Annotated in this window: 16 protein-coding genes; 6 read left to right on the forward strand and 10 right to left on the reverse strand. The window is 68.7% G+C overall.

Translation table 11 applies throughout. The annotated features are described in order from the left end of the window. Window positions 1–167: 167 nt before the first annotated feature. Both WMF14_RS19750 and WMF14_RS19755 read left to right on the forward strand, forming a co-directional pair. The gene (locus WMF14_RS19750; protein ID WP_272098985.1) at window positions 168–1,079 is read left to right on the forward strand and encodes an esterase/lipase family protein; all 912 of its coding nucleotides are present in this window, start codon (window positions 168–170) and stop codon (window positions 1,077–1,079) included. Between the two features lie 53 nt (window positions 1,080–1,132). Continuing rightward, window positions 1,133–2,143, forward strand: a complete 1,011-nt coding sequence (locus WMF14_RS19755; RefSeq protein WP_437804245.1) for a lipase secretion chaperone — start codon at window positions 1,133–1,135, stop codon at window positions 2,141–2,143. Between the two features lie 9 nt (window positions 2,144–2,152). On the opposite strand, the gene WMF14_RS19760 is transcribed toward WMF14_RS19755, so the two are convergent. The 3 genes from WMF14_RS19760 to WMF14_RS19770 all read right to left on the reverse strand — a co-directional run bounded on the left by WMF14_RS19760 (window position 2,153) and on the right by WMF14_RS19770 (window position 4,608). Then, window positions 2,153–2,830: a hypothetical protein gene (locus tag WMF14_RS19760; RefSeq protein ID WP_437803023.1), complete on the reverse strand. Its 678-nt coding sequence runs from the start codon at window positions 2,828–2,830 to the stop codon at window positions 2,153–2,155. A gap of 497 nt (window positions 2,831–3,327) precedes the next feature. After that, window positions 3,328–3,822 carry a PaaI family thioesterase gene (locus tag WMF14_RS19765; RefSeq protein ID WP_437803025.1) on the reverse strand — a complete coding sequence of 165 codons (495 nt, stop codon included), beginning with the start codon at window positions 3,820–3,822 and terminating at the stop codon, window positions 3,328–3,330. 84 nt (window positions 3,823–3,906) lie between these two features. Next, window positions 3,907–4,608 carry a fatty acid desaturase family protein gene (locus WMF14_RS19770; RefSeq protein WP_437804247.1) on the reverse strand — a complete coding sequence of 234 codons (702 nt, stop codon included), beginning with the start codon at window positions 4,606–4,608 and terminating at the stop codon, window positions 3,907–3,909. 303 nt (window positions 4,609–4,911) lie between these two features. Here WMF14_RS19770 and WMF14_RS19775 point away from each other — a divergent pair, with 303 nt between their 5' ends. Further along, the gene (locus WMF14_RS19775) at window positions 4,912–6,291 is read left to right on the forward strand and encodes an FG-GAP repeat domain-containing protein (protein WP_437803027.1); all 1,380 of its coding nucleotides are present in this window, start codon (window positions 4,912–4,914) and stop codon (window positions 6,289–6,291) included. 92 nt (window positions 6,292–6,383) lie between these two features. Here WMF14_RS19775 and WMF14_RS19780 read toward each other — a convergent pair whose 3' ends face one another. Together WMF14_RS19780 and WMF14_RS19785 are read right to left on the reverse strand one after the other, a co-directional pair. Beyond that, entirely contained in the window at window positions 6,384–7,370 is a 987-nt protein-coding gene (locus WMF14_RS19780; protein ID WP_437803030.1) for a fatty acid desaturase, read from the reverse strand. Between the two features lie 76 nt (window positions 7,371–7,446). After that, window positions 7,447–8,073 carry a TetR/AcrR family transcriptional regulator gene (locus tag WMF14_RS19785; protein WP_437803033.1) on the reverse strand — a complete coding sequence of 209 codons (627 nt, stop codon included), beginning with the start codon at window positions 8,071–8,073 and terminating at the stop codon, window positions 7,447–7,449. 358 nt (window positions 8,074–8,431) lie between these two features. Between WMF14_RS19785 and WMF14_RS19790 the strand changes: the two genes are divergently transcribed. Further along, a complete protein-coding gene (locus WMF14_RS19790; protein ID WP_437803036.1) occupies window positions 8,432–9,511 on the forward strand; it encodes a helix-turn-helix domain-containing protein in 1,080 nt (359 codons plus the stop codon). Window positions 9,512–9,638: 127 nt separating this feature from the next. On the opposite strand, the gene WMF14_RS19795 is transcribed toward WMF14_RS19790, so the two are convergent. The 4 genes from WMF14_RS19795 to WMF14_RS19810 form a co-directional block, all read right to left on the reverse strand. After that, entirely contained in the window at window positions 9,639–11,432 is a 1,794-nt protein-coding gene (locus WMF14_RS19795) for an FG-GAP repeat domain-containing protein (RefSeq protein ID WP_437803039.1), read from the reverse strand. Window positions 11,433–12,128: 696 nt separating this feature from the next. After that, the gene (gene mprF / locus WMF14_RS19800) at window positions 12,129–14,666 is read right to left on the reverse strand and encodes a bifunctional lysylphosphatidylglycerol flippase/synthetase MprF (protein ID WP_437803041.1); all 2,538 of its coding nucleotides are present in this window, start codon (window positions 14,664–14,666) and stop codon (window positions 12,129–12,131) included. Window positions 14,667–14,844: 178 nt separating this feature from the next. Further along, on the reverse strand, window positions 14,845–16,434 hold the full coding sequence (locus tag WMF14_RS19805) for an IS1182 family transposase (protein WP_437801052.1): 1,590 nt from the start codon (window positions 16,432–16,434) through the stop codon (window positions 14,845–14,847). A gap of 205 nt (window positions 16,435–16,639) precedes the next feature. Next, window positions 16,640–17,032 carry a GMC family oxidoreductase gene (locus WMF14_RS19810; RefSeq protein WP_437803043.1) on the reverse strand — a complete coding sequence of 131 codons (393 nt, stop codon included), beginning with the start codon at window positions 17,030–17,032 and terminating at the stop codon, window positions 16,640–16,642. Window positions 17,033–18,005: 973 nt separating this feature from the next. On the opposite strand from WMF14_RS19810, the gene WMF14_RS19815 reads away from it, so the two are divergent. After that, window positions 18,006–18,545, forward strand: coding sequence for a hypothetical protein (locus tag WMF14_RS19815; protein WP_437803045.1), 540 nt, complete (start codon window positions 18,006–18,008; stop codon window positions 18,543–18,545). A 111-nt stretch (window positions 18,546–18,656) separates the two neighbouring features. Beyond that, window positions 18,657–20,273 carry an RICIN domain-containing protein gene (locus WMF14_RS19820; RefSeq protein WP_437803047.1) on the forward strand — a complete coding sequence of 539 codons (1,617 nt, stop codon included), beginning with the start codon at window positions 18,657–18,659 and terminating at the stop codon, window positions 20,271–20,273. A gap of 97 nt (window positions 20,274–20,370) precedes the next feature. Here WMF14_RS19820 and WMF14_RS19825 read toward each other — a convergent pair whose 3' ends face one another. Continuing rightward, window positions 20,371–20,880 carry a BrxA/BrxB family bacilliredoxin gene (locus tag WMF14_RS19825; protein WP_437803048.1) on the reverse strand — a complete coding sequence of 170 codons (510 nt, stop codon included), beginning with the start codon at window positions 20,878–20,880 and terminating at the stop codon, window positions 20,371–20,373. Window positions 20,881–20,891 lie beyond the last annotated feature (11 nt).

Below are 20,891 nucleotides of genomic sequence, written 5' to 3' on the forward strand. Positions count from 1 at the left end.
CTCATTCCTCCAGCACGCGCGCTGCACTCCCCACCGCCGTCACACCCGCTCGAAATCAGGAGAGAGTCGAGAGAAAACGATGGGCCGGGCGCCGAATGTGGATTGACGCATTGCGGTGCACGGCGGGAGCCGTCGTGGTGCTGCTCTCGCAAGGATGCGCCGCGTCGATGGACGAGCCGGCGGACGCGGAGCGCGCCGAGGTCGGCGAGGGCGCGCTGGCGATGAAGAGCTATGCACAGACGCGGTATCCGATCGTGCTCTGTCACGGAATGGCCGGCTTCAAGGCGATGTTCGGGGTGATCGACTACTTCGGTGGGATCGCGGCGGCGCTGCGCGCCGGCGGAGCGGAGGTGTATGCCACCGAGGTGCCCCAGTTCGACAGCACCGAGGCGCGGGGGGAGGCGCTGCTCGCGCAGGTCGAGGATATCGTCGCGCGCACCGGGAGCGGGAAGGTCAACCTGGTCGGGCACAGCCATGGCGGGCTCGACGCCCGGTATGTCGCCGCGGTGCGGCCGGATCTCATTGCCTCGGTGACCACCATCGGCTCTCCGCATCAGGGGGCCGAGCTCGCCAGTTTCCTCCAGGAGAACCTGCGGGAGGGCGGGTTCGCGGAGGGGGCGCTCTCGTTCCTCGCCAACAGCCTCGGCGCGGTGCTCAGCCTGCTCAGCGGGCACACGGCGCCCCAGGACGCGATCGCCGCCGTCAGATCGCTCTCCGCCGCCGGGATGCGCGAGTTCAACGCGCGTTACCCGGCCGGGCTGCCCGACGGCCGGTGCGGGCAGGGCCCCGCCGAGGAGGGCGGCGTGCGCTTCTTCTCGTGGTCGGGGACATCGATCGTCACGAGCCTCATCGATCCGACCGACCTGACGCTCGGGCTCATCTCCAAGCTGTATTCGGAGTCGAACGACGGGATGGTGGGCAGGTGCAGCTCCCATTTCGGGGTGGTGCTCCGCGACGACTATGGGATGAACCACCTCGACGAGGTCAATCAGCTCTTCGGGTTTATCAACCTGTCTGGGCCGAACCCGAAGTCCGTGTTCCGGTCGCACGCGAGCCGGCTGAAGGGCATCGGTCTCTAGCCTCCTGGGGGCTCTTCGTGGTGCGTCGTCGCAGGACAGCTCTACTCGTGGCCATGGCGCTCGTCGCGACGATCGGCGTGGGGCGCCTCGTCTCGGGGGAGCGGCACCGGCAGGCCGCGCCCTCCGGCCGGTCGAACGGGGCCGCGCGCGTCGGTCGGAAGGAGACGCTGCCCGCGCTCTCCGTGGCGCCGTCTCCCACGCGCCTCCGGCAGGCGCTGTCGGTCTCGCGGCCCCCCGCGGCGCCGCGCCCGTCGACGAACGCCGCGCCGCCCTCGCTCCGCGGCACCGACGTCGACGGCGCGGTGACCGTCGACGAGCGCGGCGATCTGGTCGTCGGCCCGGAGTTGCTCGGGCTGTTCGACTACTTCCTCAGCGCCACCGGCGAGGAGCCGGCGCCGGCGATCAGGGGCCGCATCGTCGCGGCGATCCGCGAGCGGGCCGCGGGGCCCGCCGCGGAGCAGGCGATCGCGCTCCTCGACCGGTACCTCGGCTACCGCGAGGCGGCCGCCGGCGCGCGCGTGGAGCAGGAGGCCGATCCGGCGGCGCGCCTCGCCGCGCTGCGCGAGACCCGGCGCGCATGGTTCGGCGAGGAGGCCGCGGAGCGGCTGTTCGGCGACGAGGAGCGGGAGATCGAGGCGGCGATCGAGGAGTCCCGCATCCTCGCGGACGAGGCCCTCTCGCCGGAGGAGCGCGACGCGCGGATCGCCGACGTCGAGGCGGCGCTCCCGGAGCCCGTCCGCGAGGCGCGCGAGGCGGCGACGCGCCCGCTCGCGCAGCAGGCCGAGGAGCAGGCGCTCCGGGACGCGGGCGCCTCGGACGAGGAGATGCACGCGCACCGGGTCGCGACGGTGGGCCCCGAGGCCGCGGACCGGCTCGCGGAGCTCGATCGGCAGCGGGCGGCCTGGCGGCAGCGCCTCGACGCCTTCACCGGCGCGCGCGCCGACATCGAGGCGACGGTGGCCGATCCCGACGCGCGGCGCTCCGCCGAGGAGGCGCTCCTCGAGCGCTCGTTCACGCCCGAGGAGCGGCTGCGCGTGGGGGTGATCCTGGGTCTCGCCCGGTGACGGCCGCGCCTACATCGATCCGCTGATCGAGAGCCCGAGCCCGCCGGGGGTGACGAGCGGCGCTGCGCCCACCTGGAGGACCTGGCCGCGCTGCAGCGGCACGCGCAGCTGCCGAGGCATGGCGACGCCGCCGAGCAGCATCCCCAGGCCGACGGCTTGCCCTGCGCCGAGGAGGGAGAGGCCGACCGCGCTGGCCGCCGTCGGCCGCCCCGTGCCGAGGTGGATCCACGGACCCGCGAGGGGGATCAGCAGCGAGGCGGGGTTGGCCGAGGTGCGTTCGAGGCGCCGGACGAGGAAGCAGGCGCCCTGGGAGCACTGCGGCACCAGCCGGATCCGCACCTCCGGCTGTCCGAGGGAGAGGGCGGCGCCGCGGACGGCCGACGCGGCCCAGAAGCCGCCCAGGGTCGACGCGCCCGCGATGATCCAGCGCGCCCTCCGCGGGTTCGCGACGTAGGTGGCGCTCGCGGCCCGCTGCGGGGCGCGCTGCGTGACGGTCGCGGCCCGCTGCGGCGGCGCGGCACGACCCTGCGCCGGGGTCTGAGGCGAGACGGCCTGGGTCGTGCCAGCGGCGGAAGCGCTGGAGACGCCGAGACAGAGGCCGATCCCGAGAAGCCCGGCGAGCCCTTGGACGACGCCTTTCCCCCTTGTTGACCTACCGCTGGTTCTCCCCGTCTTCGAAGTCCACATGCGCCCCTCCCGGTGCCATCGACCGCACCTGCGCTGGAGAGAGCAAGCCACGGGCCTCCTCCGGGACATGCCTTTCGCCCCCGTCGATCGAGCGCCCGGCATCCGGCCAGGGAGGTGCAGTGAGCACAGAGGGCAAGGAGCGCACAGCGATTCTCTGCGATCGGCTGGGATTCCTCGGTGCTCCTGGAACACCGATCAGCTTGGAAACCAGAGGAATGAACCGCCAAGACGCCAGAAGACGCCAAGAAAACAACAAGAATCTGGCGTCTTTTGGGGTTTCGGCTTCTCGCTGTTTGCGTGAGACTTCAACCCGTTTGTCGCTCCAGGATTCCGCTTCCTGCGGGACGAGGTGCCGAGTCCCGCGTCCCGGGAGGACGTCGCAGACGAGGAGCGTCTGACAGGGGCAGGCCCCGCGATCCGCCACGCTCTCCGTCTCTCTGTCTCTCTATCTCTCCGTCTCTCCCGCCTTCGTGCGCTGCGGGCATCGCGGGCGGCGCTCACCGCAGGATCAGGCACGTCGTGGTGGCGTGGGCGTAGAGGGTGCCGTCGGCGTCGCGCAGCGTCCCGTCGGCGGTCGCGTGGCGCTTGCCGAGGTGGACGACCCGGCCCTCGGCGATGAGCTCGGGCCCGCCGGCGCGCGGGGCCTTCACGAAGCTGACCTGGAGCGAGACGGTCGTGTAGCCGACCCCCGCCTCCAGCGACGCGTGCACGGCGCAGCCCATCGCGGAGTCGAGCATCGTGCTCAGATAGCCGCCGTGGACCATCGCGATCGGATTGTGGTGCTGCTCGCCGGGAGATCCGGAGATGACGACCCGGCCGGCCTCCACCGCCGCGACCCGCAGCCCGAGGAGGCTCGCGATGGGCGCCATCGGCAGCTCGCCGTTCATCATGGCTGTGAGGTAGGCGAGGCCGGACATCGATCTCACCCTCTCCACGGCCGGCGCAGGATCTTGCCACGTCACCACCAGCTGTCGTTCCTGATTCGTCGTCATGACTCCCTCTCTCCCTGTTCCTGAATCCGACGTCCGTGACGCCCGTGACGTCCGCGCGAGCCCGAGATCGATGATCCTCGGAGCCTATCCGTGCAAGGCAGCGAGCTCAAGGCCACCGCCGTCCTTCCGCCCGGCGCGGCGCGCGCCGGCGTCGGAGATCGCGACGCGCGCGGCCTGCACCTCCTCGTCGCAGATCACCGCGCGGACCATCTCGGTGATCCGCCTCCAGACGGAGTCCCTGCGGTACGGGAGCCCGACCTCGCGGCACAGCGCCTCGACCTCCCTCGCGACCTCGGGGTATTGCCGGAGCGGCAGGTCCGGCCAGAGGTGATGCTCGATCTGATACCCCATGTAGCCGTGCAGGACGTCGGCGGCGCTGCCGGGGCTCTCGTAGTTCACCGAGCCGACGATCTGCCGGACGTAATACTCCTCGCGGCTGCGCGCGGCGCCCTCGAAGATGGGGATATCCAGGCCGGTGTGGGTCGGCGCGATCACCGCGAAGCTGTGCAGGTTCGACAGGAGCTCCGCCACCACGCTGTTGACGAGCACGCCGAGCGCTGCCCCGCGGCCGAGCGGCAGGAACGCGAGCGGCAGGAGGACGAAGTGCACGAGGGCATACGGCAGGTACGAGCGGAGCAGCATCTCGCGGTCGAGCAACACGCTGGGCGACCAGGCCGCGCGCTCGCGCCCCTCCGTCGAGGCCTCGGCCGCGCGCTCGCGCCGCTTGCGGAGGGCGCTCCGGGTGGCCGGGCCATAGTAGAGCCACTTCCACGTGCACGCGGCCAGCCTTCAGCTGGAGGTCCCGGCCTCCATGGGAGGAACGCCCCCGCGGCGCGGCGTGAGCGCTCCGGACGCCGAACAGCGGCTCCGGGCAAGAACGCGCGGCCGCGTCCCTGATGACGCGCTGCGATTTTCCTTCTCCAATGAATGCATAGCCCGTTCACGGCATCGTAGTCGCCGAGCCGCTGAGGGCGTGGGGGGACGGGCGTGTCCTGGAGACGTTCAGGTTCGTGGGGTTCACTTGTCTTGCGGAGGTAACCTATGAGGTGTGCGCGACGCGGCAGCGGAAGCATGTGGGTAGCTTGTTGTTTGCTTGTCGGATTCAGCTCGGGGTGCGAGAGCTCTGTTGTCGTTCCCGAGCCATCTTCCCAGAGCGACTCGCTCGATCCGCCGCAGGTCGATCCGCCGCAGGACGACGAGGAGGCTGACGTCGGCTCGGCGGACAGGCCCGTTGCCCGGCCGGGGACGGCCGAGCGCCTCGTCGATGTGCCGAACGGCGGCGGCGCCCATGTGCCGAACGGCGGCGGCGCGGGCGATCGATGCGCGGGCCCGTTCCCTGGCGAGGAGCCGAGCGACGGCAGCGGCTACTACCTGAAACCCGGCCTCCTCTATCCCGCGGAGTCCTCGGGCGTGTACATGGGTCAGCTGTCGCTGGGCGACATCGACGGGGACAGGCGCTTCGACTTCGTGAGCACGGATCGCAAAGCCCTGTACTTGCAGACGCATCCGCGGGTGCGGGAGCTGAACGGCGAAGTCATCTACACCCCTTCCACGCCGGCCAACTCGGTCGAAGACACGTTGCTGCTCGACGCGGACGACGACGGCGTGCTCGACGTCGTCGTCGCGCAGCAGGGAGGGCTCGTCTTCCTCCACAACCAGGGCGGCGGCGCCTTCGACCCCCCGAGGACGATCGCCGGGCCAACCACGTTCTCCCCGACCGCCGTGGACCATGACGGGGATGGCGTCCTCGACATCGTCGGGCTCGGGTACAACAGCAAGATCCTCATCTACCGGGGCGACGGCGGCGGCGGCTTCGAGCTGACACACGAGCAGCCGGCCGGCGTGTTCATGTCCGGCATCGTCACCGGCGACGTGACCGGGGACGGGTACCCCGACGCGGTGATCGCGATGAGCGGCGTGGGCGCGGGCATCGCTGTCTTTCCGCTCGACGTCGAGCGCGGTTTCGACACGTCCGGACAGCAGGTATTCTTCGAGACCACGCCGCCGAGCTCAGGTGTCTCGTTCGTCTCGGTCGCGGTGGGCGACGTGAACAACGACGGACGCCAGGACGTCGCCGCCGTCACGCACGAGTACACCGACGGGCCGATGCGGGTCTGGATCCTGCTGCAAGACGATCTCGGCCACCTGACGGCGCCGCAGCCGCTGCTCACCATCGATGATCACCAGTACTTCGTCTCCGGGGGCCTTCAGATCGCCGATCTGAACCTCGATGGGCGGAGCGATCTCGTCGCGGTCAGCCGAAACACCGCCGAGATGTGGTCGTTCCTCCAGACGCCGGAGGGCACGTTCGAGGCCCAGCCAGCGCCATTCCCCGGCACGTTCGAGGACATCGACGGTTTCGGCGTCGGCATCACCGATTTTGACTGCAATGGGTGCCCTGACGTCGTGGGTGTCCAGCTCGGCGGTCTGGTCGTCTTCCGAGGTCGCGGCTGCGCAACGGCGCCTTGAGCGCTCCCGCGGGCGGCGCCTCCTGCCCCTTGTCCAGCCCGTCCTGAGGTCGTCCCGCCGACAGCGGCGGGTCTATCGCCTCCGGGCGGCGGCTACACATCGCTGGCGCCGACCTGGATCGACCGCCTCATGGCGCCATCATGGACGGCGCGGGAGCGCACGATGCGGGCGTGCGGGCCCAGGGATGGATCCGTGATGAAGTGCCAGAGCACCCAGGTCCACGAGCGGTGCGAGACCAGCGTGTCGTAGTGGCGCTTGGCGATGCGGTGCAGCGCGGGCAGGCGCCAGCCGGGCACGTTCATGAAGTCGTGGTGCTCGACGTGGTAACCCACGTTGAACGTCACGTGGTTGAGCGGCCCGTAGTAGCTGTAGGTCTCCTGGTCGGGCGCGTACACGTAGTGCTCGTGCACGAAGTGGGCGGCCACCGGGTGCAGGCTGTGGCCGATCAAGGTCGACAGCAGCAAGTAGGCGAAGCCGGGCGCGCCGAGCAGGCGCCACGAGAGCCACGCGGCGGGCAGCTGGATGGCCAGGTTGATCCACTCGTCGCGGTTCGGCAGCTTGGCGAAGCGCGCGGCGCGGCCCAGGTAGGCCACGAAGTAGAAGAACAGCCACAGGAACTTGCGCACGCGGCCGGTGCCGATCAGCCGCACCTCGAGCGAGCGCGGCAGATCGGTGTCCTCGCCGGCCACGCCGAGCAGCGCGTGGTGCGCGAGGTGGTAACGGCGGAAGCTCATCGCCGCCGGCAGCACCATCGGCAGGTTGGCGAACAGCGCCAGCAGCTTGTTCGAGCGCGCGCGGCGAGCGGCCAGATCGTGCGCCGCTTCGTGGATGGCCATCGCGCACCAGTGCGAGAGCACCGCGCCGAACGTCGCCGCCGCCAGCGTGACCACCCACCAGGGCGCGGCGAGCACGCCGAGCGACCAGGCGACGGCGAACTGCGCGAGCACCACCGCCAGCGTGACCGCGATGGTGCGCCGGTCGTAGCCGAACAGCGCGCGGATCTCGGGGTGCTCGCGCAGGATGCGGCGCCGGCGCGCCCGGTGTGGCTCGGCGCGCGTGACCCATTGGAAGGAACGCATGCGCCTCGATCTAGGCAGCGCGACCGGCGCCGCCCATTCGCATTCCCGGCGCCGCGCCCGCGCGCGCCGGCGGCCGTCAGTCCGGCCGTAAATAGCCGTACAAAAGCCGGGTGAGCTCGGCCTGCGCGGCCGGCGCGCGCAGCATGTCGTCCTCGCGGAAGGCCGCCATGCCCAGGGTGTTTCGCATTGCGTGGAACAGGAAGAAGCCGCCGAGCTGCGGATCCACCGCGCGGGTCTTCGGCCGGATGCGCACCAGGAGCTCGGCCAGCGCGGCCTCGGCCTCGCGGTCGGCGTCGGCGATCAGATCGAAGTCGCCCACCCGCACGAACCACTTCATGAGCGCCCTCATCACGCGCGCGTGGGCCAGCTCGAGCTCGATCAGCCGGCCGGCCAGCCGGTGCAACGCCGCCTCCAGCGGGAGCGGCTCGACCTCGTCGAGCACCCGGCGGATCTCGGCGAAGCGTTTTTGCACGAAGCGGCGCAGGAGCGCCGCGACCAGCGCCTCGCGGTTGGGGAAGTACTGATACAGCGAGCCCACGCTGACGCCGGCGCGCTCGGCGATGTGCGTGGTCGATACACGGCCCTGCTTCGCCTCCTCTTCGCGCTCGATCAGCTGACCGGCGGCCTCGAGGATGGCGTCGACCGTGCTGCGCGAGCGCTCCTGGCGCGGATCCTTGCGCGGCTTCTGCGGCGTTGTGGTCACGCCGCACATCCTCGCACGGCCGCCGCTGGCCGCGTGAGGCCGACGTGCCGAGCACGACGCCGCCATGACCGTGGACCTCCTCCTCACCTCGATCCGCCTCGTCGCCCGCTCCCTCCTTTCTCCGATTGTTCGTGGATTGCTGTCACGGTCGCCTGCTTATCGGTCGGGCGGGCGTGATCGAGGAAGCTGCAAGGGTGAGAGTTCGTGTGCTCATTATCTATACTGGCCTCTCGAACTTGCTGCATTTCGATGGGCAGAAAGCGATGAGCGTCCCGGGTGCGTAGGCGCGCGCGGCCGGTCCTACCTGGTTGGCTCATAAAGGCTTGACATCCTCGAGACATTCACGCTCCCTTGGCTCATGCCGGGGGATGGGCTTCGTTTTGTCCGGACGAGCTATCGGGGTGAAGGGCCATCGCGCGCCGAGCAGGCGCCGGGGGCGGGGATCGCGCGGGCCCAGCTCGTGCGCACCCGCGACGTCTGCGAGGCCCGGGAGGTCTTCAGCCGCGTTTACGCGGAGGCGACCCTCGAGCCCACGCGCGGTACACCTTTCGGCTGTGCGCTGGAGGTCGTCTCCTTCGGCGCGACCCGTGTCGTGATGGGCGACTGGACCGGCGGAGGGCAGGCCTCCCTGCCGGACATCGGGAAGCACTACATCCTGTCTCTCTCGGCCGGAGGAGAGAGCGCCGGTCACCACGCGGGCGAGACGTTCCGCGTCGTGCCGGACCGGCGGGGCGCGCTCTTCTCACCAGGGCGATCTTGCGTTCTCGATATCGACGCGGAGTTTCACGGGCGGACCCTCGTGATCGATCGCGGAGCGCTCGACGCCCATTTCACCGCGCTCACGGGCGCTGCGCTGCGCGGCCCGATCTGCTTCGATGTGGCGCTCGACCTCGAGAACGGACCGGGCCGCACGGTGCACGAGATCGCGCAGCTCTTCCGCCGCCAGATCGAGCAGGCATGGGCCTCGCCGGTGCTGCTCACGGCGCTGCGCGGCGCGCTCTTCACGAGCCTCCTGGTGCACGCCCGTCACAGCCAATCGGCGATCCTCGATGCGCCGCAGCCGCGCGTGGCCCCGGCGTGCGTCCGCAAGGCGGAAGAATACATGGCCGCGCACGCCGCGGAGCCCATCACCCTGGCCGACATCGTCGCCGCGGCGGGCGTGCCGGAGCGGTCCCTGCGGGCAGCCTTCGTGGCGTGCCGGGGAGTGCCCCCGATGGATTTCCTGCGTCGGCGCCGGTTCGAGCTCGCGCGCCGCCATCTGGCCGAGCCCTCGGCCGGTGCGTCGGTCGCGGGCGTCGCGGCCGCGCTCGGGCTCGGTCACCCGGGGCGGTTCAGCGTTGAATACAGGCGCCGGTTCGGCGAGAGCCCCTCCGAGACCCTGTCCGCGGGGCGCGCGGCCGCGGGCCTTCCGCGCCTCCAGCCGCGACGCCGGCCGTGAACGTTCACGAGCGCTGGCACCCAGGAGCAACAGCATCGCGCGGAGAGCAGCCTGTGAGAGCTGGCGCCGTGATGGCCATGGTGGTGAAGCTGGGATTGGAAGCGCCCGCGGGTGCGGGCGCGGCGCGTCAGGGCATGCAGGTCGAGAGGTACACCCGCACGGCGCCGTTCGCGACGAGGAAGTCCGACCGGCCGTCCGCGTTCAGATCGCCCGCCGTCATGCGGTAGACGCCGCCTGGCATGGAGTACGTGGTCGGCGCGCCGAAGCTCGCGTCCCCCGCGTTGAGGAGCACCGACACGACGTTGGAGTTCGAGCTGGCGACGGCGAGGTCCGCGTCGCCGTCGCCGTCGATGTCACCGGCCGCGATGCCGTTGGCGATCGGGGTCACGGCATGGTTGACCGCGGCGGCGAAGCTGCCGTCGCCCTGGTTCAGCAGCACGCTCACGCCGGAGGTGCTCCCGTTGCTGTAGGCCGCCGCGAGATCGATGCTCCCGTCATTGTTCAGATCGGCGATGTCCAGGGCGCGGATGGCCGGGTCGCCCACGGGGTAGGACGTCGCGGCGCCGAACGTGCCGTCGCCCTGGTTGAGGAGGACGTTGGCCGTGCTGCCGCGCGAGAACACGAGGTCGGGTTTGCCGTCGCCGTTGAGGTCCCCGGCCCTGAGCACGGCGGCGCCGATCCCGCTCGTCACCGGGTAGTCGACCTTGGCCGCGAACGTGCCGTCGCCCCGGTTGAGCAACACGCTCACGTTGTTGTTGCCCAAATACGCGACGGCGAGATCGACCGCGCCGTCGCCGTTCACGTCCGCGGCCGCGATGTCATACGGGCCCGCGTTCGTCGGGTAACCCACGGCGGCGGCAAGGGTGCCGTCGCCCTGGTTCAGCAGCACGTGCACGTTCTTGGTCAGGGAGGAGACGAGCGCGATGTCCGGCTTGCCGTCGCCGTTCAGGTCCGCTGCGGTGACGCCGCTGTTGCTGCTCGCGGCGGCGTAATTGACCAGCGGGCCGAACGTGCCGTCGCCCAGGCCGAGGCGCACGCTGACGTTGCCGCTCCCTGCGTTCTCGACGGTGATCAGATCGAGCTTGCCGTCTCCATCCAGGTCCGCGACCTCGACATCCACGGCCACGGACCCCATGACGAAGGTCGTGCCGACGTCCCCGCCGACGCACACGCCGGCCTGGCAGGCGTCCGTCTGCGTGCACGCGTCGCCGTCCGCGCAGGCGGTGCCGTCCGGCGCGTCGGCGACGGCCGGCTGACCGGCGCTGCACGCGGGCACCTTGCAGGGGTCGGCGTCGTCGGGCGGAAGGTCGGCGTCGTCGGCGATGGTCGTGGTGTCGCCGTTGCCGTCGCACACGATCGCGCTGCAATCGCCGGGGGTCTGCATGCCCGCGGGCGTGTTCGCGGGAGTGAAGCTCACGCCGCACACGCCGGCCTCGCACGTGCGCGCCTTGCACGCGTCATCGGTGCCCGCGCAGTCGGCCGGCGTGTTGCAGCCGACGCACATGCCGTTGCCGTCACACACGAGGCCCTGGCCGCAGGCGGCGCCCGCCGCAATCGGGGGGTTCGACGGCGCGCCCGCGCTGCACACGTCGTCGGTACAGGCGTTCATGTCGTCGGGCAGGTCGGCGTCGTCGTTCTGCTGGGTCACGGCGCCATTGCCGTCACACACGGCCTGCCGGCAATCGCCGGTCACCTGATCGGGCAAGGCGGTCCCCGTCACCGTGGGCTCGTGCGTGGGCACGCCGCCCTCGCAGACGTCCTCCGTGCAGGGGTTGCCGTCGTCCTCGGGGGTGCACGCGCCGCTGCTCCCGCCGCCGCCGACGTCGTTCTGGCTGCGGTCGTTCGCGGTGCTGGGCTCGCAGCCGAGCGAGCCGCCCGCGAGCAGAGCGAGCGATACGGGCCTAATGAACGCCTTCATCATTCTGAACATCTCCGTGCGAATTCGAGCCTTTCGGCGGCGGTTACTAGAAGAAACATCCGGGCACGTCAAGCTGCATTCCCTCCATGCGCGCCTCCGGATTCTCGCGAACGCAATTGGGACGAGGAGCGAGATTCGCCGTCGCCAGGGGGCCTCGTGACCATTCGCCTGTCCAGAAACGGCAGCGAGCTGTCCACGAACGGCAAGATGAGCACGCGGACGCAACCTTCACGGTTGCAATTTCGCCTGACGCGATGGACGGTGACGGCGGATGGACGCTCCGCCATCGATCTCGGCAGAATCGCCGCGATCGTTCACGGGGGGTGAGTCGCGCCCTTCGCGGTTGAGCATTCAGCAGCAGGGAGCGGCGGGGCGCATCCCGAGCCGCATATCTCATGATGTGGCTCCCGTACGACCTCGCTTTCAATCTGGAGCGCCATCCGACGACTCAACCTTTCCAGTTGCCTCGCGGATCCATGCGCCGCCATTGCGCCGGCCTCGCGGCGAGCCGCGTGATGGCGGAGGCGCCCTTCGCCTTCCGCCCGGCGTCACGGGCAGGACCAGAACGATACACCTTGCACGCGCTGGAGGCGATCCAGTGACACCTTGACCCGGCCGAACGGGCGGCCCGCTCCCGCGCTCGGCTCTCCCCCAGCGCCGCCACGACAAAGTCTCGGAGCAGGGGCCGCTCGAAGCGGCTCAGCGGCCTAGCACCCCCTTGATGCCCCCGGACTGGAGCACGATGAGGTCCGAGATCACCTGAGGGAGATTCAGCCCCGGCGGATAGGCGAGATAGCGGGGAGACCAGACGGGTCCAAATTTCTCCTTGTACGCTCGCAGTCCCTTGAAGTGGTAGGGTCTCTCGGTCTCGAACAAGATGTGCGCGATGCGGGTCCACGCGGGCGCGCCCCGGTGCTGCTCGAAGCCGGACAGGGGCGCGACTCCAAAGTCGAACCAGCGGTAGCCTTCCCGCTGCCCCCAGAGCAGCAGCTGTAGAAGCATGTAATCCATCACCCCGCGCGGCGAATCGGGCCGGTGTCTCATGAGGTCGATGGACAGCTCCTCGGCGACCATCAGGACATTGCAGAAGGCGAGGATGTGGCTCTCGTCGCGGAGAAGCGCGATGGGTGAGCGCTCGAGGTAGCTCGGGCTGAAATAGCCGTTCGAGAAGCGCTTCTCGCGCGTTTCCTTGGCGCGGAGCCACAGATCAGAGGTCGCCTTCAGCGCGGGGAGGATCGGCGGGACGTCCGCCGGGGCGACCAGCTCGAACCGGTAAGGCGGGCGATCGAACTTGCGCTGGATCTGGCGGAGCGCCTTGTGTTCATGACCCTCCAGCGAGAAGGCGCCGAGATCCACCCGCGCCGTCTCCCCGATCTTGACGAGGCGAAGGCCCAGATCGACGTAGCGGAAGAGCCATTCTGGCCGGACCTGGTAGAAGACCGGCCAGCCGTCGTACTCGTCGCAGAGCTCCCGGAAGCGCCGGAGCAGCTCCGCCGCTTCGTCGCCTGGCCCGATCGGATCGCCAAGGCAGATCCAGCTGCGCCGCTGGACGCTGAACATCAAGAAGGACTTGCCGCTCTCGCTGAAGAGAAGCGACTTGTCCCCGAGGCGCGCCAGGCAGGCGAGGGTATCTCGAGCGGCGCCGACGAGCCGTTCGGCGCGCGCGAGATCGCTCGGGCTCGCCGCGCGTGCCCGGACGGGAGGTGGTCGCATGAGCTTCGCCCAGGCGAGGAGCATCGCGGTCGCCAGAGCGGCCACCGACGCCCTGAGCGCCCGAGGGGCGTCGCTGGCGGTCAGGAACTGCCAGAGTGTTTGGGCCGAGTAGGCGGCGTGACGCCGAGAGAAGGCGGTGAGGCTCACACCGCCGATGATCACCAGCGAGATCGCCGCGCTCCAGGCCGGGGAGAAGACGTCGTCGAACAGCGACGACCGCCGGTAGAAGCGGGCCCGCAAGGGCACGAGGAGGGCGAGCAGACAGGCTACGCCGGTCGCGTGCCAGGGCGGGTGTCCCCGGGCGGCGCCGAGGAGAGTCACCACCACGAGCAGGGCGACGGTCAAATGGAAGGCCCCGGCCAGCCGGCGCCGGATGCCCCGAGCGAGGAACAGGAGCGCCGCTCCCGCAACGCTCCCGAGCAGGCGCGAGAGCTCGAGAAGGGTGTCGGGGATGAAGCGGCTGAGCCGGCCGAAGGCGGCGCCGCCGGGATAGGCGTTCGTCAGGACGAGCGCGGCTCCCGCGAGGAACGTGCCTGCCGCGGAGATCGACGGGGAAAAGTCCCACAAGACCTGCAGGCCGGCGACGGCCATCCTGGAGAGAGCGCGGCCGCGCTCCTGCAGCTCGCGCAGGAGCCACGCGAGCAGCGCGAGCGCGAGCGGCACGAGGTAGTAGAGAGCTCGGTAGGCGATCAGCCGCCCCGCGAGGGCGGGGGCGGACGCAGCGCCTGAACGCGTGAGGAGCAGCAGCGAGACCGATTCGAAGATGCCGATGCCCCCTGGCACCTGGCTCGCGATGCCCGCGAGCTGCGCGAGCAGAAAGGCAGTGAGGAGGCGCGGAATCGAGATCGGAAGCACATCGCCGGCCATCGCGGCGAGGACCGAGCCAGCCAGAGCCCAGTCGATGACGCCGAACGCGATCCCAGCCAGGGCGAACCGGGGCGCGGGCGGCGCTAGCGTGAGGCTCCGTAGGCGCAGCGGGCGTCCTCGCGCGCAGAGCCCCACGTAGACGGCGACGAGCACGAGGAGGACTCCCCCGATGACCCGCTGCCACACCGAGACCACCGAGAACCGGGTGACGGGCACAGCGAGAGACAGCAGCCCCGCCAGAACGGCCATGTCCATCCAGTAGGACAGGAGGTTGAAGGCAACAATCCTGGCCACCGCCCATGGCGAGACTCCCCAACCGGAGTAAAGGCGCCATCGCACAGCACCGCCGGTCAAGGGCGACATGCCCAGGCTCTGGCTGATCCCATACGCGACGAAGGAAGCGAACGCCGCCCGCCTGAAGGAGAGCCGCTCCCCTGCATAGCGGACCGCCAGCCATTCGTATCCGCTGAAGACCGCGTAGTTCACCGCCGTGACGAGGGCGGCAAGCGCGACCCGTCGGCCGGGCACGAGGCGGAGGCTCGCGACGACCTCGGCCGCCACCGTCGGGCGGACCAGGTGCTGCAGGGCGATGACGGCAATGGCAAGCAGGCTGACAGCCAGGAGCAGCCTGAGCGCGCGCAAACTCTTGGCGATCATCGTCCTCACTGTCGGCCCCGGTCAACCGAGCATCAGACCGCGACACTCCGGCGAATGACGTCGGCATAGCGCTCGGTCCGCGCAAAGTTAGTCAGGAGGACGATGAATGGTCCGTGCCCCTGCTGCCCTCCCCCTTCTAGAACGCCGAACATGTTGAAAATCGTCTAATTTCGACATGTTATGCAGCCTCCCGGATCAGCCGCTGGGCCGCCTCAAGATTCTGGATGGCTGCGGTGCGCCGGAGGTCGAACAGATTTCTCCTGGCGCCGATGTAGCGCGCGCAGTGTCCTTTCCGCGCCGCGATATGGGCGAGCGCATGCTCCACAGCTGTCCGCTGCCGGAGCACGGCGCGTCCTGGCCCGGTCTGCTGCAACTTCCGGAACTTGCCCTGCAGAGCTTCATCCTCGGCGATGGACACGGTCCGCCCTCGCCCCGAGGCAGCTTGCGTGCACTTGGCTCGGAGGGGGCACGCGCCACACTCCTCAGGGTCAAACTCGACAGTATCGCCCGGTTCGAACACCTCGATCTGTCCCGCTGGACACGTGATTGTCTTGGCGCGCAGGTTGATCTTGAAGTCGCGCTTGCTGAATAGATCGGGGCTGCGAGCCCGCTGGCCCCAAGGCTTCGAGAACACCTGGCCGCCAGCGCGGATCACGTCGTCAACGACGGGACTGTGGACGTAGGCGCGATCGATGTGCAGCTCGACGAGGCGCAGCCGCTGATGCTGGACGTCCTCGGCGATCGGCGCGGCACCCTCTTCTTCGGGCCGATTCGCTGGCGTGACCGCGCAGGCGACAATAACGGGAAGGTCAAGGTCGCGTGCGATGTGCTCCTTGTAGCCGTCGAAGCGCTTCGAGCGGCTCTTGCGACCGTGGCGCATCTCGGCGTCTTCAATGGAGACACGGCGGTCAGGTGCAACGCCTTGCCGGATGCGAACGGTCCCATCCTCGGCTGTTTCCAGGTCCTGGTCTCGAACCTGTGTGACCGCCTCCAGATAGGTGCGAAGCGGCTGCTCGACGACGTCGTCCAGGTGGCGGTCGACCCACTGCTGCAGCGACGAGACCTGCCGCTCCAGGATCTGAATCGCTGCCGCCTTCTGTTTCGGGTCGCTCCAGTCCAGGTCGAGCCCGGCCTTGATGCTGGGAGCCAGAAGCAGCGGGATACCCGCCTTGCGGCAGATCTCCTCGGGCGGACGCTCCGTGATCTTCGACACGACGCGGACTATGTTGCGTGCAGCATGGCCGAGCAGGTTGATCGTGTCCTCAACCCGCCCGGCCCCCGCTAAAGGGCGGCTATCGATCGCCACGCGCAGCGCCTTGGACACCGCACGCCTCTCGCCCTCCGTCATCGCGCCGGACCGAACAAGCGCCACGGTCCTCTCCAGCAGCATCCGGTCCATCTCGTGCGCGACCATCCTCTCTCGGAACGCCTGCAGGGCGCCCTGCGAGAACGGGGGCGTCGCCGCACCCAGGCACCCGAGCACCATCTGCCAGCGCAGGTCGACGACGGACAACTCCACCGCCTCGGCATCCGATGCGCCGACGTAGCCTTGGAGCAGCGTGACCATGCACATCAGCGCCGGTGGATGCGGCGGCTCGCCTGCCCCCGTCGTCCGGTACATGCCCTCCAGCTGCTCCTGGAACGTCTCATCGAACAGCTCGTGCCGGTGCTGCCTGAGAAAGCCGAACAGTGCTCTCACGCGCGTCAGCCGCTTCATCAGCGCCTGCTCTTGCCGCGACAGCTCCACGGGCGGCGACCATCGTTCCATCCGTGCACCTCCGGACGCGGACGAGATCATGGCCCGACGAGACCGTCGAGCCTTCCATCGAAGCGACCAGAATTATCACAAAATCAACCTGATCGGTCCTCTAGGAGTCGTGCTTCGACGAGGCAGGCGACCCGGTCCTGCCGCCGCAGGCACCTGCTCTGGGTGGTCGCGGCCGGCGAGGGGGTCTCTCGCAGCCGGGCGGCGGCTACACGGCGCCGTCGCGGAGCCACTCGCCGATCATCAGCGCCGTCAGGTTCGTGTTCACGCTCGGGATGGTCGGCATGATGCTCACGTCCGCGACGACAAGGCCCTCGACGCCGCGGACCCGCCCGCGCCCGTCGACCGCCGCCGAGACGTCCCCCTCGGGCCCCATCGGGGCCGTCCCGCACGGGTGGTAGCCCGAGCCGCAGCTCCGGGTGATCCACCGCTCCAGCGCCTCCCGCCGCCTCAGCGTGCGCTCCGTTCCGCGGACGGCTGGGCAGCGCGCTTGCGGCGCCGCACGCCGGCGGCCTCGGCCGCTCCCGAGCGCTCCTCCTTCCCGGCCGCGCGACGCGGGCGCCCCGTCGTGCGGGCGGGGGCGTCCACGCGGCCTGGCCACGCGACGTGCGGCGCAGACAGCTTCAGCACCGCCGTCGTCAGGCTCGGGACTTCGACTCCCTCCTCCCCGCTCAGCCGCTTCGTCATCGCACCGCGACTCTACCCACGGGGCCGCCTTCCACAAGCATGCTTCGGAACGCGGTCCGCGGAGCGGCTACCGCAAGAGGGCGCCGCTCGGGCAGCTCTCGCTTCCATTTCCGGAGATGCGTCGGGCCTGAAGGAGTGACGCATCTTGCGTGGGGTTGCGTTCGTGCTTGCCAGCGCGAATGCATATATGCGTATGCGCATCAAGAAAAATCAAATGGCTGAAGCGTCGATGATCGCCGGTGAGCAGGAGCGCATTCTTCATGTGCGTGAGGACACGACGACGGCTCGATGACGCCGGGCAACGTAGACGCGTCATCGGCCAATCGCCGCTTATTCGCCCTGGACACACTCACGCGCGAGTGGAAGCAATCTCTCGTGCTTTTCATGTTAAGCCAATATAGTGGGCGAATGGATCTTCTTCAGGATGTACTCGCGCTGTCGTCGGATGCCGTAATCATCACCGACAACGCAGGGGCGCTGGAGCCGCGAGGCGCGAAGGATCCTTGGGCCCATCGCCGTCGAGGGTACGCCCCTCGCGAGCGTCGTCCATCCCGACGACCGAGGCGCCTTCAACGAAGCGTGGCGGCGCGTTCTCGAGAGTGCTGCGCCTGTCGCATGCGATGGTCAGCTCCAGCACGCGACGGGCCTGTTCTCATGGCGAATTCAGCCGTCCTCGGATCGCAGGTCAGTACTCGCATCATTGCGGGCGGCGCCGAACGCACCGCCGACCGGCTCGGCGGAACTGCAGCTCAGTATTCTGCAGCCTCTCCTGCGCTCTGTGCCACTCGCAGTCTTCGCCCTGGACAGCCGCGGGACGTATACGTTCCAAGACGGCGTCGCCGTGGAGACGATGGGGATGAAGCGAGGGGAGCTTGTCGGGAAAAAACTTGTTCGAGCTCTTTGGGGAGGACGTGTCGCTGAAGCGGGCTTTCGTCGGTGAGTTCAATCAGTCGATATCGATGGTTCATCATGTCGAGTTCGAGACCTGGTATTGCCCCGCGCGCGATCCGCAGGGCGACGTGACCGGCGTCGTCGATTTATCCTGGAACCTGACAGCCACCAAGCACATCGACGTTCCCAAGGCGCTCTTCCCCGTAGAGCAGTCCCGGAGGCAGCAGGAAACCATTCGGGACTCTCCAGCCCCGTCATCCAGGTCTGGGATCGCGTGCTCGCGGCCCACCGTGGCGCAGACGATGGTGTCCCTCGGCATCGACATGAGCCGGATGACTACGCTCGCCGATTTACGCAGAGGCATCGAGTATTGCATGAATTCCCTCGCCGCCGAAGTCGCCGCATGGCAAGGAGCGCATGAGCTGACCGAGTTGGAAGCAAGCGACTCGTTTCTGGGTTGCACGTCCCCTGACGTTGATATTTGCGGAGGATCCTCGACGGGTCAGATGCCGGATGCGGCAGTGCTACCGGCGTGAGACCCGTCGGACCAAGGCCCTGTTCATTACGCCGGCCGTTCGCTAGGATAGCGCCCCGCGGCCGGCGGGGCCGCGGAAAAGTCTACAAATCAACCCGAAAGATGGTGTGTCATGACCACAACGACGAAGACCGAGAAGCCCTTGGGCCATAGCGCGGCCGAGCGCGTGAAGAAGCTCCGCGACCACTTGTCGGGCGGCGCGACCGCCAACTCGAGGTCGGTCGGGAGGCTGCAGAAGAACCGAGCGGCGAACCCGCTCCTCGGCGTGGCCCTCCACGCCGCGGCGCGCCTCGAGGCGGGACACGAGCTCAGCGACCTCGAGCAAGACCTCGTCGATGCCCTTGAGTGCGGGATCTCCCGGCAGGAGGTCAAGGCGTGGGGCAAGGCGTACCAGGAGACCCAAAGCTCCCGGAGGCGGGAGTTCTTGCCCGACACGATCGCCGAGCTGTCGCTCGACACGGCCTACACCCTGCAGAACCTGGCAGACTCTCTCCCCGCGCTGACCAGAGAGGTCGCGGCCCAGCCGAACGTGCGGATCGTGGATGTCGCCAAGCTGGCCCCGGACCAGGGGATCGATTTGACGGACGAAGCGTTCGTCGCCGCCCAGAATGAGTATGGCATCAGCGTCACCTGTTTCATGAACAGCGCAGCAAAGGCGAAGCCTGCGCCGGATCCCGCGCCTGCCGAGGCGGGGTCCGGCGAGGTCCTGAGCTCTAGTGAGGCCTTCATCATCCAGCCGTTCAAGATGCAGACCATCAAACGTTCAGGCGACACGGTTTTTGGACCTTCCGACGAGATCTTCTGGGCCATGGGCGCCGGGAGCGATACCGGTGAGAAATGGGAGTTCAGGTCCAGGGAGTTCGGAAGCTGCGACGATGGGGACTGGGACTGGTTCGCTCTCGGAGATCTTGCCTTCTGCGGGCGGGTCGACGGAAGGCTCACCATGACCATCGAGTGCTGGGAAAAAGACGCAGGAGCGATCTTCGATGGAATCTCCAACGCGCTGTTCAAGGTGGCCGACGCGTGCGTGAAGGCCTCCAATGAGCTCGCGGGCGATCCGGACACGGACGCGGCCGGCTGGGCTGCTCTCATCGCGATCGTCTCGGCCCTTGTGGCAGAGCTGTTGAAGCTCTTCAACAATGAGGACGATCACGTGGCGACCAGAACCCTCGGGTGGACGAGGGCAGCCCTCTTGTCGCTCAACAACACAGAGCAACGCTTCCGCTTCGATGGGGAAACCGATCGTGGCATGGGGATCCAGGATCTCTACCTCAGGTTCGCCACGATCCCCCTCGGGACGCCCATGCGGATCGTCGCGCAGCACAGCAACATGGACATCACCATCGATGCCGGCAACACCTGGGGAGGAGCCGAGGTCCATCAGTGGGTATGGAGCAACCAACCTCACCAGCAGTTCATTTTGAACTACACGGGCCAAGGGCACTTCAGGTTCGTCGCGGCGCATTGCCTGCCCCGCGCGATGGTCCTGGACGTCACCGCCGCCTCTCAGTCCAACGGGGTCGAGCTCGTCCTATGGGAGTGGGGCTGGCATTACAGACAGCAGTTCCGTCTGGACCCGCTTGGCAATCACTGGTTTCGCATCGTCGCGAGACACAGCCGGAAGGTGCTGGACGTCAGGGGTGGGTCCACGGCGAATAAGGGCGTGATCCAGCAGTATCAATGGACGAACGTTCCCCAGCAGAAGTGGAAGATCTGGCCGGCCGGATAGCCCCTCCCGCGATCAGGCGTGGCGGTAGAGATGTTCAGGATCGTGGCCGTGTAGGCTCGATCCTGCTGCGTTACGGCACATAGGGGCCTCGCCTCGTTCAGGAGCAGTGCTCCTCGAAGATGGCGGCCAATTCCTTCGCAAGGTCGTCGGCGAGGCGGTGCTCCATGCGGTGGCGAGGGAGGAAGTAGACCAACTCGCCGTCCTTGAACAAGGCAATCGAGGGCTCGGACTGCGGTATGTCGGCGAAATAGCCGCGGGCCTTTGCCGTGGCGTCGAGATCTTGCCCAGCAAAGACCGTCGCCAGTCGACTCGGCTTCATCGTCGACTCCTCAAGCGCCATACGGACAGCCGGTCGCGTCATCCCGGCCGCGACGCCGTTGACTGCGTTGACGACCAACAGCGACGTACCGGTCTTTTCAGCCATCCAGGAGTCGACGTCGTCCGAAGTCAGGAGATCTCGGAAACCGATGGAGATGAGCTCGTCCTTGAAGGGTTGGATGACGTGTGGGGGGTACGGCAATGGAACCTCCGGGGTAACGATCTCAGCCTGCGACCATCCGCGGGCCGAGGGGTCGTGGATGTCGTCATACAGGAACGCCTTCGTCACATCCAGCGCCG

The organism is Sorangium sp. So ce693 (genome assembly GCF_051521375.1).
GTDB classification, from domain to species: domain Bacteria; phylum Myxococcota_A; class Polyangia; order Polyangiales; family Polyangiaceae; genus Sorangium; species Sorangium atrum.

Bases quoted from the DNA above. Each gene is read 5' to 3' on its own strand.
- WMF14_RS19750 (WP_272098985.1), top strand. From the start codon at position 168: ATGGACGAGCCGGCGGACGCGGAGCGCGCCGAGGTCGGCGAGGGCGCG.
- WMF14_RS19755 (WP_437804245.1), top strand. From the start codon at position 1,133: ATGGCGCTCGTCGCGACGATCGGCGTGGGGCGCCTCGTCTCGGGGGAG.
- WMF14_RS19760 (WP_437803023.1), bottom strand. From the start codon at position 2,830: ATGTGGACTTCGAAGACGGGGAGAACCAGCGGTAGGTCAACAAGGGGG.
- WMF14_RS19765 (WP_437803025.1), bottom strand. From the start codon at position 3,822: ATGACGACGAATCAGGAACGACAGCTGGTGGTGACGTGGCAAGATCCT.
- WMF14_RS19780 (WP_437803030.1), bottom strand. From the start codon at position 7,370: ATGCGTTCCTTCCAATGGGTCACGCGCGCCGAGCCACACCGGGCGCGC.
- WMF14_RS19790 (WP_437803036.1), top strand. From the start codon at position 8,432: ATGCCGGGGGATGGGCTTCGTTTTGTCCGGACGAGCTATCGGGGTGAA.
- WMF14_RS19795 (WP_437803039.1), bottom strand. From the start codon at position 11,432: ATGATGAAGGCGTTCATTAGGCCCGTATCGCTCGCTCTGCTCGCGGGC.
- mprF (WP_437803041.1), bottom strand. From the start codon at position 14,666: ATGATCGCCAAGAGTTTGCGCGCGCTCAGGCTGCTCCTGGCTGTCAGC.
- WMF14_RS19805 (WP_437801052.1), bottom strand. From the start codon at position 16,434: ATGGAACGATGGTCGCCGCCCGTGGAGCTGTCGCGGCAAGAGCAGGCG.
- WMF14_RS19820 (WP_437803047.1), top strand. From the start codon at position 18,657: ATGACCACAACGACGAAGACCGAGAAGCCCTTGGGCCATAGCGCGGCC.